The 20069-nt window shown below is 58.7% G+C and carries 19 protein-coding genes; all 19 read right to left on the bottom strand.

Annotated features, from left to right (window positions below; translation table 11 throughout):
• The gene (locus tag MKZ87_RS22620) at nt 1-2031 is read right to left on the bottom strand and encodes a pyridoxamine 5'-phosphate oxidase family protein (protein ID WP_266202010.1); all 2031 of its coding nucleotides are present in this window, start codon (nt 2029-2031) and stop codon (nt 1-3) included.
• A 45-nt stretch (nt 2032-2076) separates the two neighbouring features.
• Nucleotides 2077-2703, bottom strand: coding sequence for a glutathione S-transferase family protein (locus tag MKZ87_RS22615; protein ID WP_266202009.1), 627 nt, complete (start codon nt 2701-2703; stop codon nt 2077-2079).
• A gap of 104 nt (nt 2704-2807) precedes the next feature.
• On the bottom strand, nt 2808-3734 hold the full coding sequence (locus MKZ87_RS22610) for a LysR family transcriptional regulator (protein ID WP_266202008.1): 927 nt from the start codon (nt 3732-3734) through the stop codon (nt 2808-2810).
• A 72-nt stretch (nt 3735-3806) separates the two neighbouring features.
• Nucleotides 3807-5639: a glutamine--fructose-6-phosphate transaminase (isomerizing) gene (glmS, locus tag MKZ87_RS22605; RefSeq protein ID WP_085696641.1), complete on the bottom strand. Its 1833-nt coding sequence runs from the start codon at nt 5637-5639 to the stop codon at nt 3807-3809.
• Nucleotides 5640-5641: 2 nt separating this feature from the next.
• Nucleotides 5642-6418, bottom strand: a complete 777-nt coding sequence (locus MKZ87_RS22600) for a DeoR/GlpR family DNA-binding transcription regulator (RefSeq protein WP_085696639.1) — start codon at nt 6416-6418, stop codon at nt 5642-5644.
• 128 nt (nt 6419-6546) lie between these two features.
• Nucleotides 6547-7914, bottom strand: a complete 1368-nt coding sequence (glmU, locus tag MKZ87_RS22595; RefSeq protein ID WP_085702247.1) for a bifunctional UDP-N-acetylglucosamine diphosphorylase/glucosamine-1-phosphate N-acetyltransferase GlmU — start codon at nt 7912-7914, stop codon at nt 6547-6549.
• A 118-nt stretch (nt 7915-8032) separates the two neighbouring features.
• Entirely contained in the window at nt 8033-8458 is a 426-nt protein-coding gene (locus MKZ87_RS22590; RefSeq protein WP_007954164.1) for a F0F1 ATP synthase subunit epsilon, read from the bottom strand.
• Nucleotides 8459-8503: 45 nt separating this feature from the next.
• Nucleotides 8504-9880 (bottom strand): F0F1 ATP synthase subunit beta, encoded by a 1377-nt coding sequence (gene atpD / locus MKZ87_RS22585; RefSeq protein WP_065260117.1) that lies wholly within the window; start codon nt 9878-9880, stop codon nt 8504-8506.
• 27 nt (nt 9881-9907) lie between these two features.
• Nucleotides 9908-10768 carry a F0F1 ATP synthase subunit gamma gene (atpG, locus tag MKZ87_RS22580; RefSeq protein WP_040071850.1) on the bottom strand — a complete coding sequence of 287 codons (861 nt, stop codon included), beginning with the start codon at nt 10766-10768 and terminating at the stop codon, nt 9908-9910.
• A 50-nt stretch (nt 10769-10818) separates the two neighbouring features.
• Nucleotides 10819-12363 carry a F0F1 ATP synthase subunit alpha gene (gene atpA / locus MKZ87_RS22575; protein WP_085696635.1) on the bottom strand — a complete coding sequence of 515 codons (1545 nt, stop codon included), beginning with the start codon at nt 12361-12363 and terminating at the stop codon, nt 10819-10821.
• A gap of 21 nt (nt 12364-12384) precedes the next feature.
• A complete protein-coding gene (locus MKZ87_RS22570) occupies nt 12385-12921 on the bottom strand; it encodes a F0F1 ATP synthase subunit delta (RefSeq protein WP_085696633.1) in 537 nt (178 codons plus the stop codon).
• A 12-nt stretch (nt 12922-12933) separates the two neighbouring features.
• A complete protein-coding gene (locus tag MKZ87_RS22565; protein ID WP_007954149.1) occupies nt 12934-13404 on the bottom strand; it encodes a F0F1 ATP synthase subunit B in 471 nt (156 codons plus the stop codon).
• 58 nt (nt 13405-13462) lie between these two features.
• Nucleotides 13463-13720, bottom strand: a complete 258-nt coding sequence (gene atpE, locus MKZ87_RS22560) for a F0F1 ATP synthase subunit C (RefSeq protein ID WP_003097235.1) — start codon at nt 13718-13720, stop codon at nt 13463-13465.
• Between the two features lie 134 nt (nt 13721-13854).
• Complete coding sequence (gene atpB / locus MKZ87_RS22555; RefSeq protein ID WP_085696631.1) at nt 13855-14724, bottom strand: F0F1 ATP synthase subunit A; 870 nt, start codon at nt 14722-14724, stop codon at nt 13855-13857.
• 16 nt (nt 14725-14740) lie between these two features.
• The gene (locus MKZ87_RS22550; protein ID WP_003229783.1) at nt 14741-15148 is read right to left on the bottom strand and encodes a F0F1 ATP synthase subunit I; all 408 of its coding nucleotides are present in this window, start codon (nt 15146-15148) and stop codon (nt 14741-14743) included.
• A gap of 148 nt (nt 15149-15296) precedes the next feature.
• Nucleotides 15297-16169 (bottom strand): ParB/RepB/Spo0J family partition protein, encoded by an 873-nt coding sequence (locus MKZ87_RS22545; RefSeq protein WP_085686130.1) that lies wholly within the window; start codon nt 16167-16169, stop codon nt 15297-15299.
• A 9-nt stretch (nt 16170-16178) separates the two neighbouring features.
• Entirely contained in the window at nt 16179-16976 is a 798-nt protein-coding gene (locus tag MKZ87_RS22540; RefSeq protein ID WP_039764974.1) for a ParA family protein, read from the bottom strand.
• Between the two features lie 18 nt (nt 16977-16994).
• Complete coding sequence (gene rsmG / locus MKZ87_RS22535; RefSeq protein ID WP_266202007.1) at nt 16995-17639, bottom strand: 16S rRNA (guanine(527)-N(7))-methyltransferase RsmG; 645 nt, start codon at nt 17637-17639, stop codon at nt 16995-16997.
• Nucleotides 17636-19534, bottom strand: coding sequence for a tRNA uridine-5-carboxymethylaminomethyl(34) synthesis enzyme MnmG (gene mnmG / locus MKZ87_RS22530; protein ID WP_085702244.1), 1899 nt, complete (start codon nt 19532-19534; stop codon nt 17636-17638). The genes rsmG and mnmG overlap by 4 nt, the downstream gene beginning before the upstream one ends.
• Nucleotides 19535-20069 lie beyond the last annotated feature (535 nt).

The following is a 20069-nucleotide window of genomic DNA, read 5'->3' as shown; positions in this document are numbered from 1 at the left end:
TTACAGATCCAGCACCAGCGGCTGGGCACTTTGTGCCGGTACCGCGCAGCAAATCAGCACCTGCCCCTCCTCCGGCACGTCCGCCGGAGGCTGTGGATAATTCACCGCGCCGCTGATCAGCCGTGTCTTGCAGGTGCCGCACGAACCACCGCGGCAACTGAATTCCGGACGCAGACCGCGGCTTTCAGCCAGCTCCAGCAAACTGCCGCCGTCAGGCTGCCAGCGTGCTTCCTTGGCCGAACGCTCGAACACCACCGGCACCGACGTGGTCGCGGCGGGCAATTGCTCGATCACGATCGCATCCGGATCGGCTTGGCGCTTGAGGGTCGAAGGGCCGAAGGTTTCGGCGTGGATCTGCCCGTCCCGCACATCCAGTTCACGCAAAGTGTCGTAGATCCCCTGGGTAAAACCGCCGGGACCACAGAGCACAAAGTCGACCTGATCAAAGTCCTCGTCGGTCAGCAGATTGCGCAATAGATCGCCATCGATACGGCCACGAATATCGAAATCCTCGCCTTGCACCAGATCGTCCTCTGGCTGGCTGAGCACTCGCAACACCTTCACGGCGTCACCGGCGTCTTCCAGCAAGCGATCCAGCTCCGCGCGAAACGGCTGGTCGGCGAGGCTGCGGGAACTCTGAACAAACAGGGTCGGACGAATCCGCCGAGTCCGCAGGCCCTGATACACCACCTCACGCAGCATCGACAGCAACGGCGTGATGCCGACTCCGGCGGCGAGCAACACCAATGGACGGCGTTCCAACGCCGCGACGGTGAAATGTCCTTGAGGCAAGCGCGCCTCCAGTACATCGCCCACGCGAATCTGCTCGTGCAGGTGCGTCGACACACGACCTTCACGTTTGACGCTGATCCGAAAGAAATCGTCTGACGGCGCGCCCGACAGGCTGTAGGTGCGGATGTGCACCTCGCCATCGAGGTTGAACCGCAGCGGCAGGTGTTGCCCTGCCAGAAACACCGGCAGACCCGCGCCGTCGTCCGGCTCCAGATAGATCGAGCGGATGTGGCGGCTTTCCATTTCGATCCTGGACACCCGCAATGGCCGCCAGCTGTCACCCAATGCCTTGGCCTGCAACCGTGCATCGGCCTGGGCCCAGTTACCGGTCAGCAGACTGGTTGGCGACATACCCTCGAAGCGCCAGCGCAGAGCCAGGGCCGCCGGACGTCGAACCAGTTTCTCCACTTCAAATGTCCACAACCGCTCGGCGCCCTGGAAGGCTTCGATCTGCGGCCCTTCGAGAATCACCTCGGTACGACCGCTGAGCTGCAACACATCGCCTGTGGAAAAGTCGATAAACAGCAAGCCGGCCAAGGGATTCAGCAGCAGATTGCCGAGGGTGTTGAAGTGCAGATTGCCGGCAAAATCCGGGATCGTCAGGCGATTGCCTTCGATCCGCACAAAACCCGGCTGGCCGCCACGGTGAGAAACATCCACCGAACGCTCACCGTCGACATCAACGTAACTGGCGACAAAGAACGTGTCGGCGCTTTCAATCAGCGCAATGGCGGCGTCATCGAGGCTGTCACGGTGTTCGGCCTTGCGAGTCTGCGGATCCGTCAGTGGCACCCGCTGAAACTGGCGCAATTGGATGTACTGCGGACAGTTGCCGAACGACTGATCTACCGTCAGCGCAAAACCGTCCGCCCCGAAGCTGCCAATATGACCATTGAGCCGATTGCGCCGGCGGGTGTGCAGCTCGATGCCGAGCAATCCGATCGCGGCGCCGGCCTGCAACTGCGCCGGATCATCGGCAGCCGGCAGACTGGCGAACTGCAGTTGCGTCGGCTCCGGAGAGTGAGCAAAGCCCGGCTCCCCCTCCAGCACACTGGCCCAGGGGCGACCTTCGGCATCCACCGCGCCGTACAGCATGAAGGGCAATTGCTGATAGAACTGGCGGTGCTGATCCGGCATCCAGGTGCGAATCACCTTACGACCGAATTCCTCCATGCGTTCGGCAACGCCGACATGGGCCTGCAATTGTTGCTCGCCAGCGTGCCACGGTGAACGTTCCATCTCGGCCTCTCCCCTGCACCCTCGGCGCAGTGTGGATGATCAATGTCAGGCGGTGGTTTGCAGGCCGGCGACAGTGCGCGGCATGCCGACAAAACCGGGCAGCGCTTCGATGCGCGAGAGCCAGGCGCGAACGTTAGCGTAGTCGTCCAGCGACACATTGCCTTCCGGCGCATGGGCGATGTAACTGTAGGCCGAGACATCGGCAATGGTCGGCTCGCTACCCGCCAGGTACGGGGTTTTGCCCAGTTCCTGATCCATCACCTTGAGAAAGTTATGCGCACGGGTGATCACTTCCTCGGCGTTGAACTTCGCTCCGAATACCGTGATCAGGCGGGCGGCGGCGGGACCGAAAGCAATTGGCCCGGCAGCTGCGGACAACCAGCGCTGTACGTGCGCGGCGCCGACCGGATCGCTTGGCAGCCAGCGACCATTGCCGTATTTCTGTGCCAGGTAGACGAGGATCGCGTTGGAGTCGGCCAGCACCACGCCGTTGTCATCAATGGCCGGTACTTGCCCGAAGCTGTTGATCGCCAGGTAGCCGGGCTGTTTGTGCTCGCCTTTGGCCAGATCGACAAAGATCAGCTCTGTCGGCAATTGCAGCAGGGACAACATCAGCTCGACGCGATGGGCGTGGCCGGAACGCGGGAAGTTGTAGAGTTTGATCGCTTGCATGGTCGACTCCGTTGAATGATGGCGCCGTTCAGGGTGGACGGCGGCCGTGGGAGCCATCTTCCACCTATCGTGAAAACAACAGAATCACCAGCAAACGCAATCCATTATTTCTCTGGATGAAATAAAGCGGCATTTTTCAAGGCGGGATGCTCACGCAATGCGTTCACCATGAAGTCGACAAAACTGCGCACCCTCGCCGGCGCCTTGCGCCCGCCCTGATACACCACATGGATCGGCAGCGCAGGCAATTCAAACTCGGCGAGGACGATTTCCAGTTCGCCGGAAGCCACCTTGCTGGCCACCTGATAAGACAGCACACGGGTCAGCCCCAGGCCCAGCGACGCTGCCGTGATTGCAGCCTGATTGGCGGTGACCACCAGACGCGGCTCCGGTCTTACGCCAATGAGTTCACCGTTTTCCATGAATGGCCAGCTACGTTGCTGGCCGATGGCCGACGTCGCCACCACCGGCGCCCCTGCCAGAGCCTGTGGATGGGTCGGCCGGCCATGGACCGCAAAGTACTCCGGCGAGCCACAAATCACCCGCCGCACCTCACCGACCCGGATCGCATGCTGATTGCTGTCCGGTAGCTCGCCGATACGTATCGCGACGTCGACACCCTCCTCGACCATGCTCACCACCCGGTCGAGCAACAGGGCGTTGATGGCAACGTCCGGGTATTGCGTCAGATAAAGCGCCATCACCGGTGTGACAAACAACTCGCCGAACAAAACGGGCGCCGTCACCGTCAACTGCCCACGGGGCTGGGTATGACTGCCGGCAGCGGAATCCTCCGCTTCCTGCACCTCGGCGAGAATTCTCCGACAGTCTTCCAGGTAACGCAGACCCGCTTCGCTCAGATGCACGCTGCGGGTGGTACGAATCAGCAACTGCGTACCGATCCGCTGCTCCAGCGCCGCCACCGCCCGGGTCACGCTGGCTGCCGACAGACCCAAGCGCCGCGCAGCAGCAGAAAAACCCTGCTCCTGGGCGACGATGGCGAAAACCTGCATTTCCTGGAAGCGATCCATGGTGTCCTCGATCCGGATAAAAAAATCGCAGCCGAAGCTGCGATTTTATTGGGGTGATCCACTGTGGATAACTTATTCCACCGTCACCGACTTCGCCAGGTTACGCGGCTGATCCACGTCAGTTCCCTTGAGCACCGCGACGTAATACGAAAGCAGTTGCAGCGGAATGGTATAGAGGATCGGCGACAGAATGTCGTGGATGTGCGGCATCTGCACCACATGTGTGCCTTCGCCGTTGGTCATCCCGGCCTTCTCGTCGGCGAACACGATCAGTTCGCCGCCGCGGGCGCGGACTTCCTGCAGGTTGGATTTGAGTTTCTCCAGCAGCTCGTTGTTAGGCGCGACGGTCACCACCGGCATGTCGTTATCCACAAGCGCCAGCGGACCGTGCTTCAATTCGCCGGCCGGGTAGGCTTCGGCGTGAATGTAAGAGATTTCCTTGAGCTTCAAGGCCCCCTCCATCGCTACCGGGAATTGCGCGCCACGGCCCAGGAACAGCGTGTGGTTCTTCTCGGCAAACAACTCTGCGATCTTTTCCACCGTGCTGTCCATCGCCAGCGCTTCGCCCAGACGGGTTGGCAGACGACGCAGTTCCTCGACCAGCGAGGCTTCAACGCCTTTGCCCAATGTGCCGCGCACTTGGCCCAGAGACAGGGTCAGCAACAGCAGACCAACCAGTTGCGTGGTGAACGCCTTGGTCGAGGCCACACCGATTTCGCGACCGGCCTGGGTCAGCAGAGTCAGGTCGGACTCGCGCACCAGCGAGCTGATGCCGACGTTGCAGATCGCCAGGCTTCCCAGGAAACCCAGTTCCTTGGCGTTGCGCAGGGCGGCCAGGGTGTCGGCGGTTTCGCCGGACTGGGAGATGGTGACGAACAGAGTGTCGGGCTGCACCACCACCTTGCGGTAGCGGAACTCGCTGGCGACCTCGACCTGACAAGGAATGCCGGCCAGCTCTTCGAGCCAGTAACGGGCAACCATCCCGGCGTGATAACTGGTGCCGCACGCCACGATCTGCACGTTGCGCACTTTGGCGAACAGTTCAGCGGCTTGTGGGCCAAACGCCTGAACGAGCACCTGATCCGAACTCAATCGACCTTCCAGGGTGCGCTGCACCACGGATGGCTGCTCGTGGATTTCCTTGAGCATGTAGTGACGGAACTCGCCTTTGTCGGCGGCTTCGGCGCCATCGGTGTACTGGACGGTCTGGCGCTCGACGGCTTTACCGGTCACGTCCCAGATCTGCACCTTGTCACGCTGGATCTCGGCGATATCGCCCTCTTCCAGGTACATGAAACGGTCGGTGACCTGACGCAGGGCCAGTTGGTCGGAAGCGAGGAAGTTCTCGCCCAGACCCAGACCGATGACCAATGGGCTGCCGCTGCGGGCAGCAACCAGTCGATCCGGCTGCTGCGCGTGGATGACCGCCAGACCGTAAGCGCCATGCAGCTCCTTGACCGCAGCCTTGAGGGCGTCGGTCAGGTCCGGCAGCGTCTTGAGTTTCTCAGTCAGCAGGTGGGCGATGACTTCAGTGTCGGTATCGGAACTGAACACATAGCCTTGCGCCTTGAGTTGTTCACGCAGCGCCTCATGGTTTTCGATGATGCCGTTGTGCACGACAGCGATGTCACCGGAGAAATGCGGGTGGGCATTGCGTTCGCTCGGTGCACCGTGGGTCGCCCAGCGGGTGTGGGCGATACCGAGACGGCCGACCAGCGGATGTTCGGCCAGAGCGGCGTCGAGTTCGCTGACCTTGCCCACACGGCGGGTGCGTTCGAGGGTTGCGTCATTGGTAAAGACAGCCACGCCTGCGCTGTCATAGCCCCGGTACTCCAGACGCTTGAGGCCTTCGACCAGAATGGCGGTGATATTACGTTCAGCAACGGCGCCGACAATTCCACACATGCTTATTTCTCCTGACTGACAGTCGCGCAAATCAAGTTGATACCGCGAGCCTGAATCTGATCCCGTGCGTCTGAAGGCAGGCGATCATCGGTAATTAGGGTATGGACGCTGCTCCATGGCAGCTCCAGGTTGGGAATCTTGCGGCCGATCTTGTCGGCCTCGACCATCACGATCACTTCCCGCGCCACTTCCGCCATCACCCGGCTGAGGCCGAGCAATTCATTGAACGTGGTGGTACCGCGCACCAGATCGATGCCATCGGCACCGATAAACAACTGGTCGAAGTCGTAAGAGCGTAGTACCTGCTCTGCGACCTGGCCCTGAAAGGACTCCGAGTGCGGATCCCAGGTGCCGCCGGTCATCAACAGCACAGGCTCGTGTTCGAGTTCGCTCAGGGCGTTGGCCACATGCAGGGAGTTGGTCATCACCACAAGACCCGGCTGCTGGCCGAGTTCGGGAATCATCGCGGCGGTGGTGCTGCCACTGTCGATGATGATGCGCGCATGCTCGCGGATGCGTGTAACCGCAGCCCGGGCGATCGCCTGTTTGTATTTGGAAACACTGAGGCTGGCGTCCGCCACCAGCTCATGCGGCATGGTGATGGCTCCACCGTAGCGACGCAGCAGCAGGCCATGACTTTCCAGCGCGGCGAGATCCTTGCGAATCGTAACTTCCGAAGTTTCGAAGCGCTTCGCGAGTTCGTCGACACTCACTTCGCCCTGTTCATTGAGCAAGGCAAGAATGTTGTGACGGCGCTGAGGTGTATTGCGTTTCGACATGGTGGATTAAGTTTCGATTCGAAAGATAACGGAAGTAATCAAAACCTATCAGTTGCAAGTCGTCAAGCCAACGCCCAAAAAAAAGACCGCCGGCGGCGGTCTTTTCAGATTCAAGCGTTGTGGATAACTCAGTTCTTTTTGATTTTCTCAGGCCGCTTCCAGCCATCGATATTTCTCTGCCGCGCCCGGCCAACCGCCAATTGCGCGTTATCCACATTCTGGGTGATGGTCGAACCGGCCGCAGTGGTTGCACCGGCGGAGATATCCACAGGCGCCACCAGCGAGTTGTTGGAACCGATGAACACATCCTCACCCAACACGGTTTTCCACTTGTTGGCACCGTCGTAGTTGCAGGTGATGGTGCCGGCGCCGATGTTGGTGCGCGCACCAATCTCGGCGTCGCCCAGATAAGTCAGGTGCCCGGCCTTGGCGCCTTCACCCATGCGGGCGTTTTTCAGCTCGACGAAGTTACCCACATGGGCACGGGCCTCCAGCACGGTGCCCGGTCGCAGACGGGCAAACGGGCCGGCATCGCTGCCTTCGCCCAACACCGCGCCTTCGATATGGCTGTTGGCCTTGACCACCACGCCCTTACGCAGAGTGCTGTCCTTGATCACGCAGTTCGGGCCGATGACCACGTCATCCTCGATGACGACCTTGCCTTCGAGAATCACGTTGATGTCGATCAGCACGTCGCGACCCACGGTCACTTCGCCACGCACATCAAACCGGGCCGGATCACGCAGAGTGACACCCTGGGCCATCAGACGGCGACCGGCGCGCAACTGATAGTGACGCTCCAGTTCGGAGAGTTGTTTGCGATCATTGGCGCCCTGCACTTCCATCGGGTCGTGCGGTTGTTCAGTGGCGACGGTCAGGCCATCGCTGACTGCCATCTCGATCACATCGGTCAGGTAGTACTCGCCCTGAGCGTTGTTGTTCGACAGGCGACTCATCCAGTCCGCCAGACGATTTGCCGGCACAGCGAGAATGCCGGTATTACCTTCGGTAATCGCCCGCTGTGCTTCGCTGGCGTCCTTGTGCTCAACGATCGCGGTAACCTTGCCGTCGGCGTCGCGCACGATGCGGCCATAACCGGTCGGGTCATCCAGTTCGACGGTGAGCAAACCCATCTGCCCGGGCACAACGTGCTTGAGCAGGCGTTGCAGGGTTTCGACCTCGATCAACGGCACATCACCGTAGAGAATCAGTACGGTATCGGCAGTGATGAACGGAACAGCCTGAGCCGTGGCGTGACCAGTGCCCAGTTGCTTGTCCTGCAGCACGAAATTCAGGTCATCGGCGGCCAGACGTTCGCGTACCACGTCGGCGCCGTGGCCAATCACCACATGAATCCGTTGTGGATCAAGTTGACGAGCGCTGTGGATAACATGCCCAAGCATGGAGTCGCCGGCAATCGGGTGCAGCACTTTTGGCAGCGCGGAACGCATGCGAGTGCCTTGGCCGGCCGCGAGGATAACGATTTCAAGAGACATGACTGGCTACCAATCCTGGGTGGTCAGCAACTGCGACCGGGGTTTTGAAAGTCGAAAAAGAAAAAAGGGTAGCCGAGGCTACCCTTTTTTATCAATCGCACAACAAGTGGCTGACGGATTAACCGCCAAACTTCTTGCGGATCTGCTGGACGGTGCGCAGCTGAGCTGCAGCCTCGGCCAGACGTGCGGATGCAGCTCCGTAGTCGAAATCTGCGCTCTTCTCATGCAGAGCAGCTTCGGCAGCCTTGAGAGCTGCTTGAGCCTGAGCTTCATCCAGGTCGGCGGCACGTTGCACGGTATCGGCAAGCACCTTGACCATGTTCGGCTGAACCTCGAGGAAACCACCGGAGATGTAGAACACCTCGGCTTCCCCGCCTTGCTTGATCAGGCGGATCGGACCTGGCTTCAGATTAGTGATCAGCGGCGCGTGGCCCAGAGCGATACCAAGATCACCCAGAGCACCGTGCGCAATCACCATCTCGACCAGGCCGGAAAAGATTTCTCCTTCCGCGCTGACGATGTCGCAATGGACTGTCATAGCCATCTGATTGCCTCAACCTAAATTAGCGCCCGTTGCCGGGCGCCTGGATTACAGTTTCTTGGCTTTCTCGATCGCTTCTTCGATGCCGCCGACCATGTAGAACGCTTGTTCTGGCAGGTGGTCGTAGTCACCGTTGAGGATGCCTTTGAAGCCAGCAATGGTGTCTTTCAGGGAAACGTATTTACCCGAAGCACCGGTGAAGACTTCAGCCACGAAGAACGGCTGCGACAAGAAGCGCTGGATCTTACGAGCACGGGCTACCAACTGCTTGTCGGTTTCCGACAGCTCGTCCATACCCAGGATCGCGATGATGTCCTTCAGCTCTTTGTAACGCTGCAGCACGTACTGAACGCCACGAGCGGTCTCGTAGTGCTCGTTGCCGATCACGTTCGGGTCCAGCTGACGCGAAGTCGAGTCCAGTGGGTCTACCGCCGGGTAGATACCCAGGGAAGCGATGTCACGGGACAGAACGACGGTGGCGTCCAGGTGAGCAAACGTGGTTGCTGGCGACGGGTCGGTCAAGTCGTCCGCAGGTACGTATACGGCCTGGATCGAAGTAATCGAACCTTGCTTGGTCGAAGTGATGCGCTCTTGCAGCACGCCCATCTCTTCAGCCAGGGTCGGCTGGTAACCTACTGCCGAAGGCATACGGCCCAGCAGTGCGGATACTTCGGTACCGGCCAGGGTGTAACGGTAGATGTTGTCGACGAACAGCAGAACGTCGTTACCTTCGTCACGGAACTTCTCGGCCATGGTCAGACCGGTCAGCGCTACACGCAGACGGTTTCCCGGTGGCTCGTTCATCTGACCGTAGACCAGGGCAACCTTGTCGAGAACGTTGGAGTCCTTCATCTCGTGGTAGAAGTCGTTACCCTCACGAGTACGCTCACCCACACCGGCGAACACGGAATAACCGCTGTGCTCGATGGCGATGTTGCGGATCAGTTCCATCATGTTTACGGTCTTGCCTACACCGGCACCACCGAACAGACCGACTTTACCGCCCTTGGCGAACGGGCAGACCAGGTCGATAACCTTGATACCGGTTTCGAGCAGGTCGTTGCCACCTGCCTGTTCAGCGAAGGAAGGAGCGGCGCGGTGGATACCCCAGCGCTCTTCTTCGCCGATCGGGCCGGCTTCGTCGATCGGGTTGCCCAGTACGTCCATGATCCGGCCCAGGGTCGCTTTACCGACCGGTACGGAGATGGCTGCGCCAGTGTTGTTGACGTCCAGACCGCGCTTCAAGCCTTCGGTGGAGCCCATCGCAATGGTACGAACCACGCCGTCGCCCAGCTGCTGCTGAACTTCCAGAGTGGTTTCGGCGCCTTGAACCTTCAAGGCGTCGTAGATGCTCGGTACGCTGTCGCGTGGAAATTCCACGTCGATAACGGCGCCGATGATTTGAACGATACGTCCGCTACTCATAGCTGGATCCTCTGAATATTTGAACCGTTAAACCGCGGCAGCGCCGCCGACGATTTCCGAGATCTCTTGGGTGATCGCAGCCTGACGCGCCTTGTTGTAGATCAGCTGCAAATCGCTGATCAAATCACCGGCGTTGTCGGTAGCGTTCTTCATCGCGATCATCCGCGCAGCCTGTTCAGCCGCGTTGTTCTCGACCACCGCCTGGTACACCTGCGACTCCACGTAACGCACCATCAAGCCGTCAAGCAGCTCTTTGGCGTCTGGTTCGTAGAGATAGTCCCAGTGGTGCTTGAGTTCTTGATCCGGGGTCGCCACCAGTGGAATCAACTGCTCCACGGTAGGCTGTTGCGTCATGGTGTTGATGAACTTGTTGGATACCACGGACAGGCGGTCGATACGGCCGTCCAGATAAGCATCCAGCATCACCTTGACGCTGCCGATCAGATCATTGATCGACGGTTCTTCACCCAGGTGGCTGATAGCTGCAACGACGTTACCGCCGAAGTTGCGGAAAAAGGCCGCACCCTTGCTACCAACGACACACAGATCGATCTCGACGCCGTTTTCGCGGTTTACCGCCATGTCCTTGACCAGGGCCTTGAACAGGTTGGTGTTCAAGCCGCCGCACAGACCACGGTCACTGCTCACCACGACATAGCCGACGCGCTTGACGGCGCGGTCGATCATGAACGGATGGCGGTATTCCGGGTTGGCGTTGGCCAGATGCCCAATTACCTGGCGGATACGCTCCGCATAAGGGCGGCTAGCAGCCATGCGCATTTGTGCCTTGCGCATTTTGCTGACCGCCACTTTTTCCATGGCGCTGGTAATTTTTTGCGTGCTTTTGATGCTCGCAATCTTACTGCGAATCTCTTTTGCGCCTGCCATGTAACACCTATCAGGTTAGCAAGCGGGAGCCTTGCGGCTCCCGCTGCGGCTTACCAGGTTTGGGTGGCCTTGAACTTCTCGATACCAGCCTTCAGGCCAGCGTCGATTTCGTCATTGAAGTCACCTTTAACGTTGATCTTGGCCATCAAATCGGCGTGATCGCGGTTGAAGTAAGCAATCAGCGCTTGCTCGAAGCTGCCGACTTTGGCGATTTCAATGTCAGTCAGGAACCCACGCTCAGCGGCATACAGCGACAGCGACATGTCGGCGATCGACATTGGCGCGTATTGCTTCTGCTTCATCAGCTCGGTAACGCGCTGACCATGCTCAAGTTGCTTGCGGGTCGCTTCGTCCAGGTCAGAAGCGAACTGGGCGAATGCCGCCAGTTCACGGTACTGAGCCAGAGCGGTACGGATACCACCGGACAGCTTCTTGATGATCTTGGTCTGAGCGGCACCACCCACACGGGATACCGAAACACCGGCGTTCACTGCAGGACGGATGCCCGAGTTGAACATGGCCGATTCCAGGAAGATCTGACCGTCGGTGATGGAAATCACGTTGGTCGGAACGAACGCGGAAACGTCGCCAGCCTGGGTTTCGATGATCGGCAGTGCGGTCAGGGAACCGGTTTTGCCGGTGACTGCGCCGTTGGTGAACTTCTCTACGTACTCTTCCGAAACGCGGGATGCGCGCTCCAGCAGACGGGAGTGGAGATAGAACACGTCGCCTGGGTAGGCTTCACGTCCTGGTGGACGGCGCAGCAGCAGGGAAATCTGGCGGTAAGCCACTGCTTGCTTGGACAGATCGTCATAAACGATCAGCGCGTCTTCACCGCGGTCGCGGAAGAATTCACCCATGGTGCAACCGGAGTACGGAGCCAGGAATTGCAGTGCTGCAGATTCCGAAGCGCTCGCTGCAACGATGATGGTGTTGGCCAGTGCACCGTTTTCTTCCAGCTTGCGAACCACGTTGGCGATGGTCGATTGCTTCTGACCGATTGCCACGTAGACGCAGAAAATGCCGCTGTCTTTCTGGTTGATGATCGCGTCGATCGCCAGAGCGGTTTTACCGATCTGACGGTCACCGATGATCAGCTCACGCTGGCCACGGCCGACAGGGATCATGGCATCGACAGCCTTGTAGCCAGTCTGTACAGGCTGGTCTACCGACTTACGCCAGATCACGCCCGGAGCAACTTTCTCGACCGCGTCGGTCTCGGTGTTGCCCAGTGGACCTTTGCCGTCAACAGGGTTACCCAGTGCGTCGACAACGCGACCCAGCAGTTCCTTACCAACCGGAACTTCGAGGATGCGGCCGGTGCACTTGGCGCTCATGCCTTCAGCCAGAGTCGTGTATGCGCCCAGTACAACGGCACCTACGGAGTCTTGCTCCAGGTTGAGGGCCATACCGTAGACGCCGCCCGGAAACTCGATCATCTCGCCGTACATGACGTCGGCCAGACCGTGAATCCGCACGATACCGTCAGATACGCTGACGACAGTGCCTTCGTTACGGGCTTGGGAGGTCACATCGAGCTTTTCGATGCGGCCCTTGATAATTTCACTTATTTCGGAAGGATTGAGTTGCTGCATTGCTCTGCTGCCCCTTCAAACTCAAGATTTCAATGCTTCGGCAAGTTTCGCGATTTTGCCGCGAATCGAGCCATCGATAACCAGGTCGCCGGCGCGGATGACGACACCCCCTATAAGGGAAGCATCCTCCGCAACTTGCAGGCGCACTACCCGGCTGAGTCGTGCACTGAGAACCTTGGCGAGTTTGTCTTGCTGTTCTTGGTTCAATGCAAAAGCACTGGTCACTTCAACGTCTACCGATTTCTCTTGTTCGGCCTTGTACAGGTCGAAAAGAGCGGCAATCTCCGGCAGAAGCGGGAGACGGTCGTTCTCGGCAACGACATTGATGAAGTTCTGTGCCTTGGCATCAAACTTGTCGCCGCACACGTCAATGAACGTGGCGGCCTTTTCTGCGCTCGTCAGTCGCGGGGCCTTGAGCACGCGCTGCATGGTGTCGTCTTGCGACACCGCTGCTGCCAGGCCGAGCATGGCTGACCAATTGGCCAGTTGCTGGTGGGCCTGAGCGTGCTCGAAGGCCGCCTTAGCGTAAGGTCGGGCCAACGTGGTCAGTTCTGCCATGATCGCCCTCGCTTAGATTTCAGCAGCCAGTTGGTTAACCAGCTCTGCGTGCGCGTTTTGATCGATTGTGGCACCCAGGATCTTCTCGGCGCCGCCGACAGCCAGCAAGCCCACTTGGGCGCGCAGCTTGTCTTTGACACTGTTCAGTTCCTGTTCGATCTCGGCTTGAGCCTGAACCTTCACACGGTCAGCATCGACGCGGGCCTTTTCAACGGCCTCTTCGACAATCTGGTTACCGCGTTTCTTGGCTTGCTCGATGATTTCAGCTGCCTGAGCTTTCGCTTCGCGCAGTTGCTGACCCGCTTTTTCTTGGGCCAACTCCAGGTCGCGAGCTGCACGGCTGGCAGCGTCCAGACCATCAGCGATCTTCTTTTGACGTTCGTGCAGAGCTGCGATGACCGGAGGCCATACGAACTTCATGCAGAACAGTACAAAAATCAGGAACGCAACGGACTGGCCAATCAGGGTCGCATTAATGTTCACGCCAACACCTCGCAGTTACGTTGTCCATCACACCAAATCACTCGGAAAATCCGAATGATTAGCCAGCGATCTGACCAACGAACGGGTTCGCAAAGGTGAAGAACAGAGCGATACCAACACCGATCATGGTTACGGCGTCGAGCAGACCGGCAACGATGAACATTTTAACTTGCAGCATTGGAACCATTTCTGGCTGACGCGCTGCGCCTTCCAGGAACTTGCCGCCCAGCAGGCCGAAACCAATTGCGGTACCCAGTGCGCCCAGGCCGATCAACAGTGCAACAGCGATAGCGGTTAGACCAACTACAGTTTCCATCTTTCCTCCCGACTTTTACGTCGTATGGTTTAGGTTTTTTAGATTAAAGCGGTAAAACAAATCGTTTCATGGTGCCCCGTGAGGAGCCCCTTCCCGTTTGACCGGGAAGGACATCAGACTAGTCGAGACTGGTCTTAATGGTTTTCTTCGTGCGCCATCGACAGGTAGACGATGGTCAGCATCATGAAGATGAACGCCTGCAGGGTGATGATCAGGATGTGGAACACAGCCCACGCCCACTGCAGGACAACGCCCAGGCCGCTCAGCCAGAGCAGGCCGCTGCCGAACATCACAGCGATCAGGATGAACACCAGCTCGCCGGCATACATGTTGCCGAACAGACGCAGAGCGAGAGAGATCGGTTTGGCGATCAGGGTCACGAACTCCAGCAGGAAGTTCACCGGAATCAGCAGGGCCTGAACGAAGATGTTCTTGCTGCCGAACGGATGCAGGGTCAGCTCGCCGATGAAGCCGCCGAGGCCCTTGACCTTGATGCTGTAGAAAATGATCAGTGCGAAAACCGAGAACGCCATGCCCAGGGTCGCGTTCGGGTCAGTAGTCGACACGGCGCGGAACGGGATGTGGTGGTCGCCGGAGATCAGGACGGCCAGCTGAGGAATCCAGTCGACCGGTACCAGGTCGACGGCGTTCATCAGGAACACCCAGACGAAGATGGTCAGTGCCAGCGGTGCGATCACCGGGCTACGGCCATGGAAGCTGTCTTTCACGCTGCCATCGACGAATTCGACCAGGACTTCAACGAAGTTCTGCAGTGCACCCGGCTGACCGGAAGTCGCCTTCTTGGCCGCCATGCGGAAAAGAATGACGAAGATCAGACCCAGCGCGACCGACCAGCCGAGGGTATCGACGTGGAAAGCCCAGAAGCCCATTTCCTTGGCTTCTGCTGCGGTGTGGGCAAAGCCCCAGCCGCCGTTGGGTAGCTGACCGAAGGTCAGGTTCTGCAAGTGGTGCTGGATATAGCCCGAAGCGGTTGTTTCTGCCATGGTTGCCTCAAACGCCCTAAGGTCTCGAAAGTCTTGTTCTCATCAGCAGGGGAGCGAACCAGCTGACCGACTGAGTCAGCACGAACGCGCCGAATACAGCAATCGGCGCCAGTGGCTTCACACCTGCAAACACCAGTGCAAACAGCACTGCCGTCAAAATCAGTTTGCCTGCCTCGCCGGCATAGAAAGACCGGACGATGGACTGGGCTGCTCGGGCGCCGGAAAACCGAAATGCCTTGTGAGCGAAATAAACATTGGGCAGCAAGGCTATCAGGCCTCCGCAAAGTCCCGAGTATCCGGCAACGACTCCGTGCCATTGCCAGAGCGCCAAAGCGGCAATGAGCAAAATGACAAATTGAGCCATCAACACCGGAAAAACCGCCAGGCGATGGAACGGCAGGCGGTTTGGCTTGCGGGTTTCCATCACTATTGCTCTCCAATGGTCGGCTGCCAAAATTCAATAACTTGGCATAATTTGTGCCGACAAAATGCGCGCAGAGTATAGGGGCGGTTCTGCCCCTATTCAACTGTCAGGTAGTGATTTCCGACTGCGCGCTACAAGGGGAATTGTTTCAGCGGATGTGTGCGAGCACACCTTGAAGCTCATCGAGGGAGTTGTAACCAATCACCAACTGGCCTTTGCCCTTCTTGCCGTGGCGGATCTGCACCGCAGAGCCCAGCCGCTCGGCCAGACGCTGTTCAAGCCGGGCGATATCCGGGTCGGGTTTGGCAGGCTCGACCGGCTCCGGTTTGCCGCTCAGCCACTGACGAACCAGTGCCTCAGTTTGGCGCACAGTGAGGCCGCGTGCGACAACATGTCGCGCCCCTTCCACCTGCTGATTGTCCGGCAGACCGAGCAATGCACGGGCATGACCCATTTCCAGGTCGCCATGGGACAGCATGGTCTTGATGACTTCCGGCAGCGCAATCAGGCGCAACAGGTTGGCTACCGTGACGCGGGACTTACCCACAGCCTCGGCGACCTGTTGCTGAGTGAGCTGGAATTCCTGCTGCAAGCGCTGCAGGGCCACCGCTTCCTCGATCGGATTCAGGTCTTCGCGCTGGATGTTCTCGATCAGCGCGATGGCGATCGCGGTTTCATCCGGCACGTCGCGAACCATCGCAGGAATGGTTTCCTGCCCGGCTTGCTGACTTGCGCGCCAGCGACGTTCGCCGGCGATGATTTCGAAACGACCACCGCCAATCGGGCGAACCACGATCGGCTGCATCACGCCCTGGGCCTTGATCGACTGCGCCAGCTCTTCCAGCGCCTGCGGATCCATGTCCCGGCGTGGCTGATACTTGCCGCGCTGCAGCAGGTCCAACGGCAGGTGCTGCAACTCACGGCTGTCCGCCTGCGCTGCCTGTTCTTCCAGCGCGCTGACAGTCGGACCGCTCAGCAGTGCATCCAGTCCTCGTCCGAGACCTCGTTTCTTGACGGCCATGGGAATTCCTTAAGTTGGCTGGGCAGCGGCGGTGCGTGAATTTTTGCGCTGACGGCGAACCATCTCGCCCGCCAGGGCCAGATAGGCCAGCGCGCCACGCGATTGCTTGTCGTACGCCAGCGCCGGCATGCCGTAGCTCGGGGCTTCGGCGAGACGGATGTTGCGCGGGATCACCGTGTCGTAAAGCTGATCGCCGAAGTGTTCCTTGAGCTGGGCCGATACATCGTTCATCAGGCTCAGGCGCGGGTCATACATGGTCCGCAGCAGGCCTTCGACTTTCAGGTTCGGGTTCAGCAGCTCGGCGATGCGTTTGATGTTATCCACAAGGTCGCTCAGACCTTCGAGCGCAAAATACTCGCACTGCATGGGGATAATGACCCCGTCGGCGGCAACCAGTGCGTTCAGCGTGAGCATCGACAGCGACGGCGGGCAGTCGATCAGAATGTAATCGTAGTTTTCACGGATCGGCGCCAACGCGCTGCGCAGACGGCTTTCCTTCATCTGCATTTCCAGCAGCACCACCTCGGCCGCCGTCAGGTCGCGGTTGGCCGGTAGCAGTTGATAACCGCCGTGTTCCGAATAGTGCATGGCCTGGGCCAGATCGCATTCGCCGATCAGCAGGTCGTAGACCGAATTTTCCAGGCCATGTTTATCCACACCGCTGCCCATGGTGGCGTTGCCCTGTGGATCGAGATCGATCAACAGCACCCGGCGCTTGGTCGCGACCAGGGATGCTGCGAGGTTGATGCAGGTGGTGGTCTTGCCCACACCACCCTTCTGGTTCGCTATCGCGAATACCTTAGCCATTCTTGCTTGTGTTCCCAATCATGCCGTGCGGCGCAGTATCAGCAGATGGCGTTGGCCTTGGCAACCGGGTACGGCCAGGGCGTGTTCGCTATCGAGTTTGAAGTCTGCCGGCAATGCTACCAGCTCATCGGCCGGATGGACGCCCTTCATTGCCAGCCAGCGCGTATCGGCGTCGCCGAGGTGGCGAGTCCAGTTGGTGAAGTTCTCCATGCTGCTGAATGCCCGGGAAATAATCCCGTTGAATGGCTTTGCAGGCTGGAACGCTTCGACGCGACTGTGGATAACTTGCAGGTTATCCAGTTTGAGTTCGAGTTTGACCTGAGTCAGAAAACGGGTTTTCTTGCCGTTGCTGTCCAGGCACGTCACTTGCGAGTCCGGATACAGGATCGCCAGAGGGATCCCCGGCATGCCGCCGCCGCTGCCGACATCCAGCCAGCGACCGTTTTCGATGAACGACATCACGCTGAGGCTATCGAGCAAGTGACGGGACACCATTTCGTCCGGGTCGCGAACGGCGGTCAGGTTGTAGGCCTGGTTCCATTTGATCAACAGGGCCAGATAACCCAGCAGCAATTCGTGCTGGGTTTCAGTGAGATTGACACCGAGCTCGCGGGCTCCTGTGGATAACTCTTCGGCGTGTTGCGAAGTGACCTTAGAACTCAAGCGCTTTGCTCCAACTGACGGCCCGCGCCGCGTTTTTTCAAATGAATCATCAACAGCGAAATTGCTGCCGGGGTCACACCCGGTATCCGCGAAGCCTGGCCCAGCGTCTCGGGACGCGTGGCGCCCAACTTGCTCTGGATCTCCTTGGAAAGACCGGAAATGTTGGTGTAATCGATATCCACAGGCAGTTTCGTGTCTTCACTGGCGCGCAGACGGGCGATTTCGTCCTGTTGGCGATCGATGTAACCGGCGTACTTGGTCTTGATCTCGACCTGTTCGGCGACCTGTGGATCTTCAGCGCCCTGCCCGGTCACTTCGACCAGACCAGCGTAGTCGATTTCCGGACGGCTCAAGAGATTGAGCAGGTTGTATTCGTGAGTCAGCGGAGTGCCGAATTTTTCTGCAATTGCATCGCCCTGCTGGGTGCCCGGGCGAACCCAGGTGCTTTTCAGACGCTGCTCTTCCAGCTCGATGTTTTCGCGCTTCTTGCAGAAAGCCGCCCAGCGCGCGTCATCGACCAGACCCAGTTCGCGACCTTTTTCGGTCAGACGCAAGTCCGCGTTATCCTCACGCAGGATGAGGCGGTACTCGGCACGGGAAGTGAACATGCGGTACGGCTCTTGAGTACCGAGGGTGATCAGGTCGTCGACCAATACCCCGATGTACGCTTCATCGCGACGCGGGCACCAGGCTTCTTTGCCTTTCGCACGCAGCGCGGCGTTGGCTCCTGCGAGCAAACCCTGGGCGCCGGCTTCTTCATAACCGGTGGTGCCGTTGATTTGACCAGCGAAGAACAGACCGCCGATGACTTTGGTTTCCAGGCTGTACTTCAGGTCGCGCGGATCGAAGTAGTCGTACTCGATCGCATAACCCGGACGCACGATGTGCGCGTTTTCCATGCCGCGAATCGATTGCACGATCTGCAATTGCACGTCGAACGGCAGGCTTGTGGATATCCCGTTCGGATACAGCTCATGGGTGGTCAGGCCTTCCGGCTCGATGAACACCTGATGGCTTTCCTTGTCGGCGAAGCGATGAATCTTGTCTTCGATCGACGGGCAATAACGCGGGCCAATGCCTTCGATCTCGCCGGCAGCGGAATACATCGGCGAACGGTCGAGGTTCGCGGCAATGATTTCGTGGGTACGGGCGTTGGTGTGAGTAATCCAGCAACTGACCTGCCGTGGATGTTGTTCTTTGTTGCCCATGAACGACATCACCGGAATCGGCGTATCACCTGGCTGCTCGGTCATCACCGAGAAATCCACAGACTTGCCGTCGATACGCGGTGGCGTGCCGGTTTTCAGGCGTCCAACGCGCAGCGGCAATTCACGCAGGCGATGCGCGAGGGCGATCGACGGTGGATCACCGGCACGACCGCCGGAAAAATTCTGCAAACCGATGTGGATAAGTCCGCCGAGGAACGTGCCGGTGGTCAACACCACGGAATCGGCGAAGAAACGCAGACCCATTTGCGTGACAACACCGCGTACTTGTTCCTGCTCGACGATCAGGTCGTCAGCGGCTTGTTGAAATATCCACAGGTTCGGCTGGTTTTCCAGAATTTCGCGGACAGCGGCCTTGTAAAGAATACGGTCGGCTTGCGCACGGGTTGCACGTACGGCCGGGCCTTTGCGGCTGTTCAACACGCGAAACTGGATACCGCCCAGATCGGTGGCCATGGCCATCGCGCCGCCGAGGGCGTCGATTTCCTTGACCAGATGGCTTTTGCCAATGCCTCCGATGGCCGGGTTGCAACTCATGGCACCGAGGGTTTCCACGTTGTGCGTCAGCAGAAGGGTTTTTGCACCCATGCGTGCTGAGGCCAGTGCTGCCTCGGTACCGGCATGACCGCCGCCGATGACGATCACTTCAAAACGGGAAGGGAAATCCACCACGCACCTCGTGCCTGCTTAAGTAGGTAATTCAGGAATAGTTTGAGATCAGGTTTCTGGACCTGGTCGGCAAGTATAGGGACTTCGCCCTTCCTAAAGAACCCTTTGCACAAAATTTAACCAGCTGTGGAGAACTCGCGGTTAAAAGAATAAAAAAGAGAGAAATTTATAAAACCTTTGTTTTAAAGCTTATTCTTACTGCCGGTCATTTCTGTGGATAGATCTCTACAGCCCTCTATTTTCAATGTGTACAGAGATTAAAAACCCTGTGGCCATGTCGTCATGAGGCCCTTGGATAACCGGTTTAAGCCTGTGGATTAATGCGGTGGTTATCCACAGAGGCAGTTATGTTCAGTTTTCAGGCCCTGTTATCAACTGCCCTCAGCGGCGGTTATTCACAGGGCTTAATTCACAGAAATCTGATGAATGAAGGGATCGCGGACGCAGAAAATCCGCCCAGGATCAGAAAACCTGTCCGGCACTGGGGCAAGGAAATACGAGGAAGAGGGAACAGACAGGTCGCGTATGGACCTGT

Origin of the sequence: Pseudomonas sp. MCal1, assembly GCF_026341415.1 — a bacterium.
Taxonomy (GTDB): Bacteria; Pseudomonadota; Gammaproteobacteria; order Pseudomonadales; family Pseudomonadaceae; genus Aquipseudomonas.
This window is presented reverse-complemented; position numbering and strand designations above follow the sequence as displayed.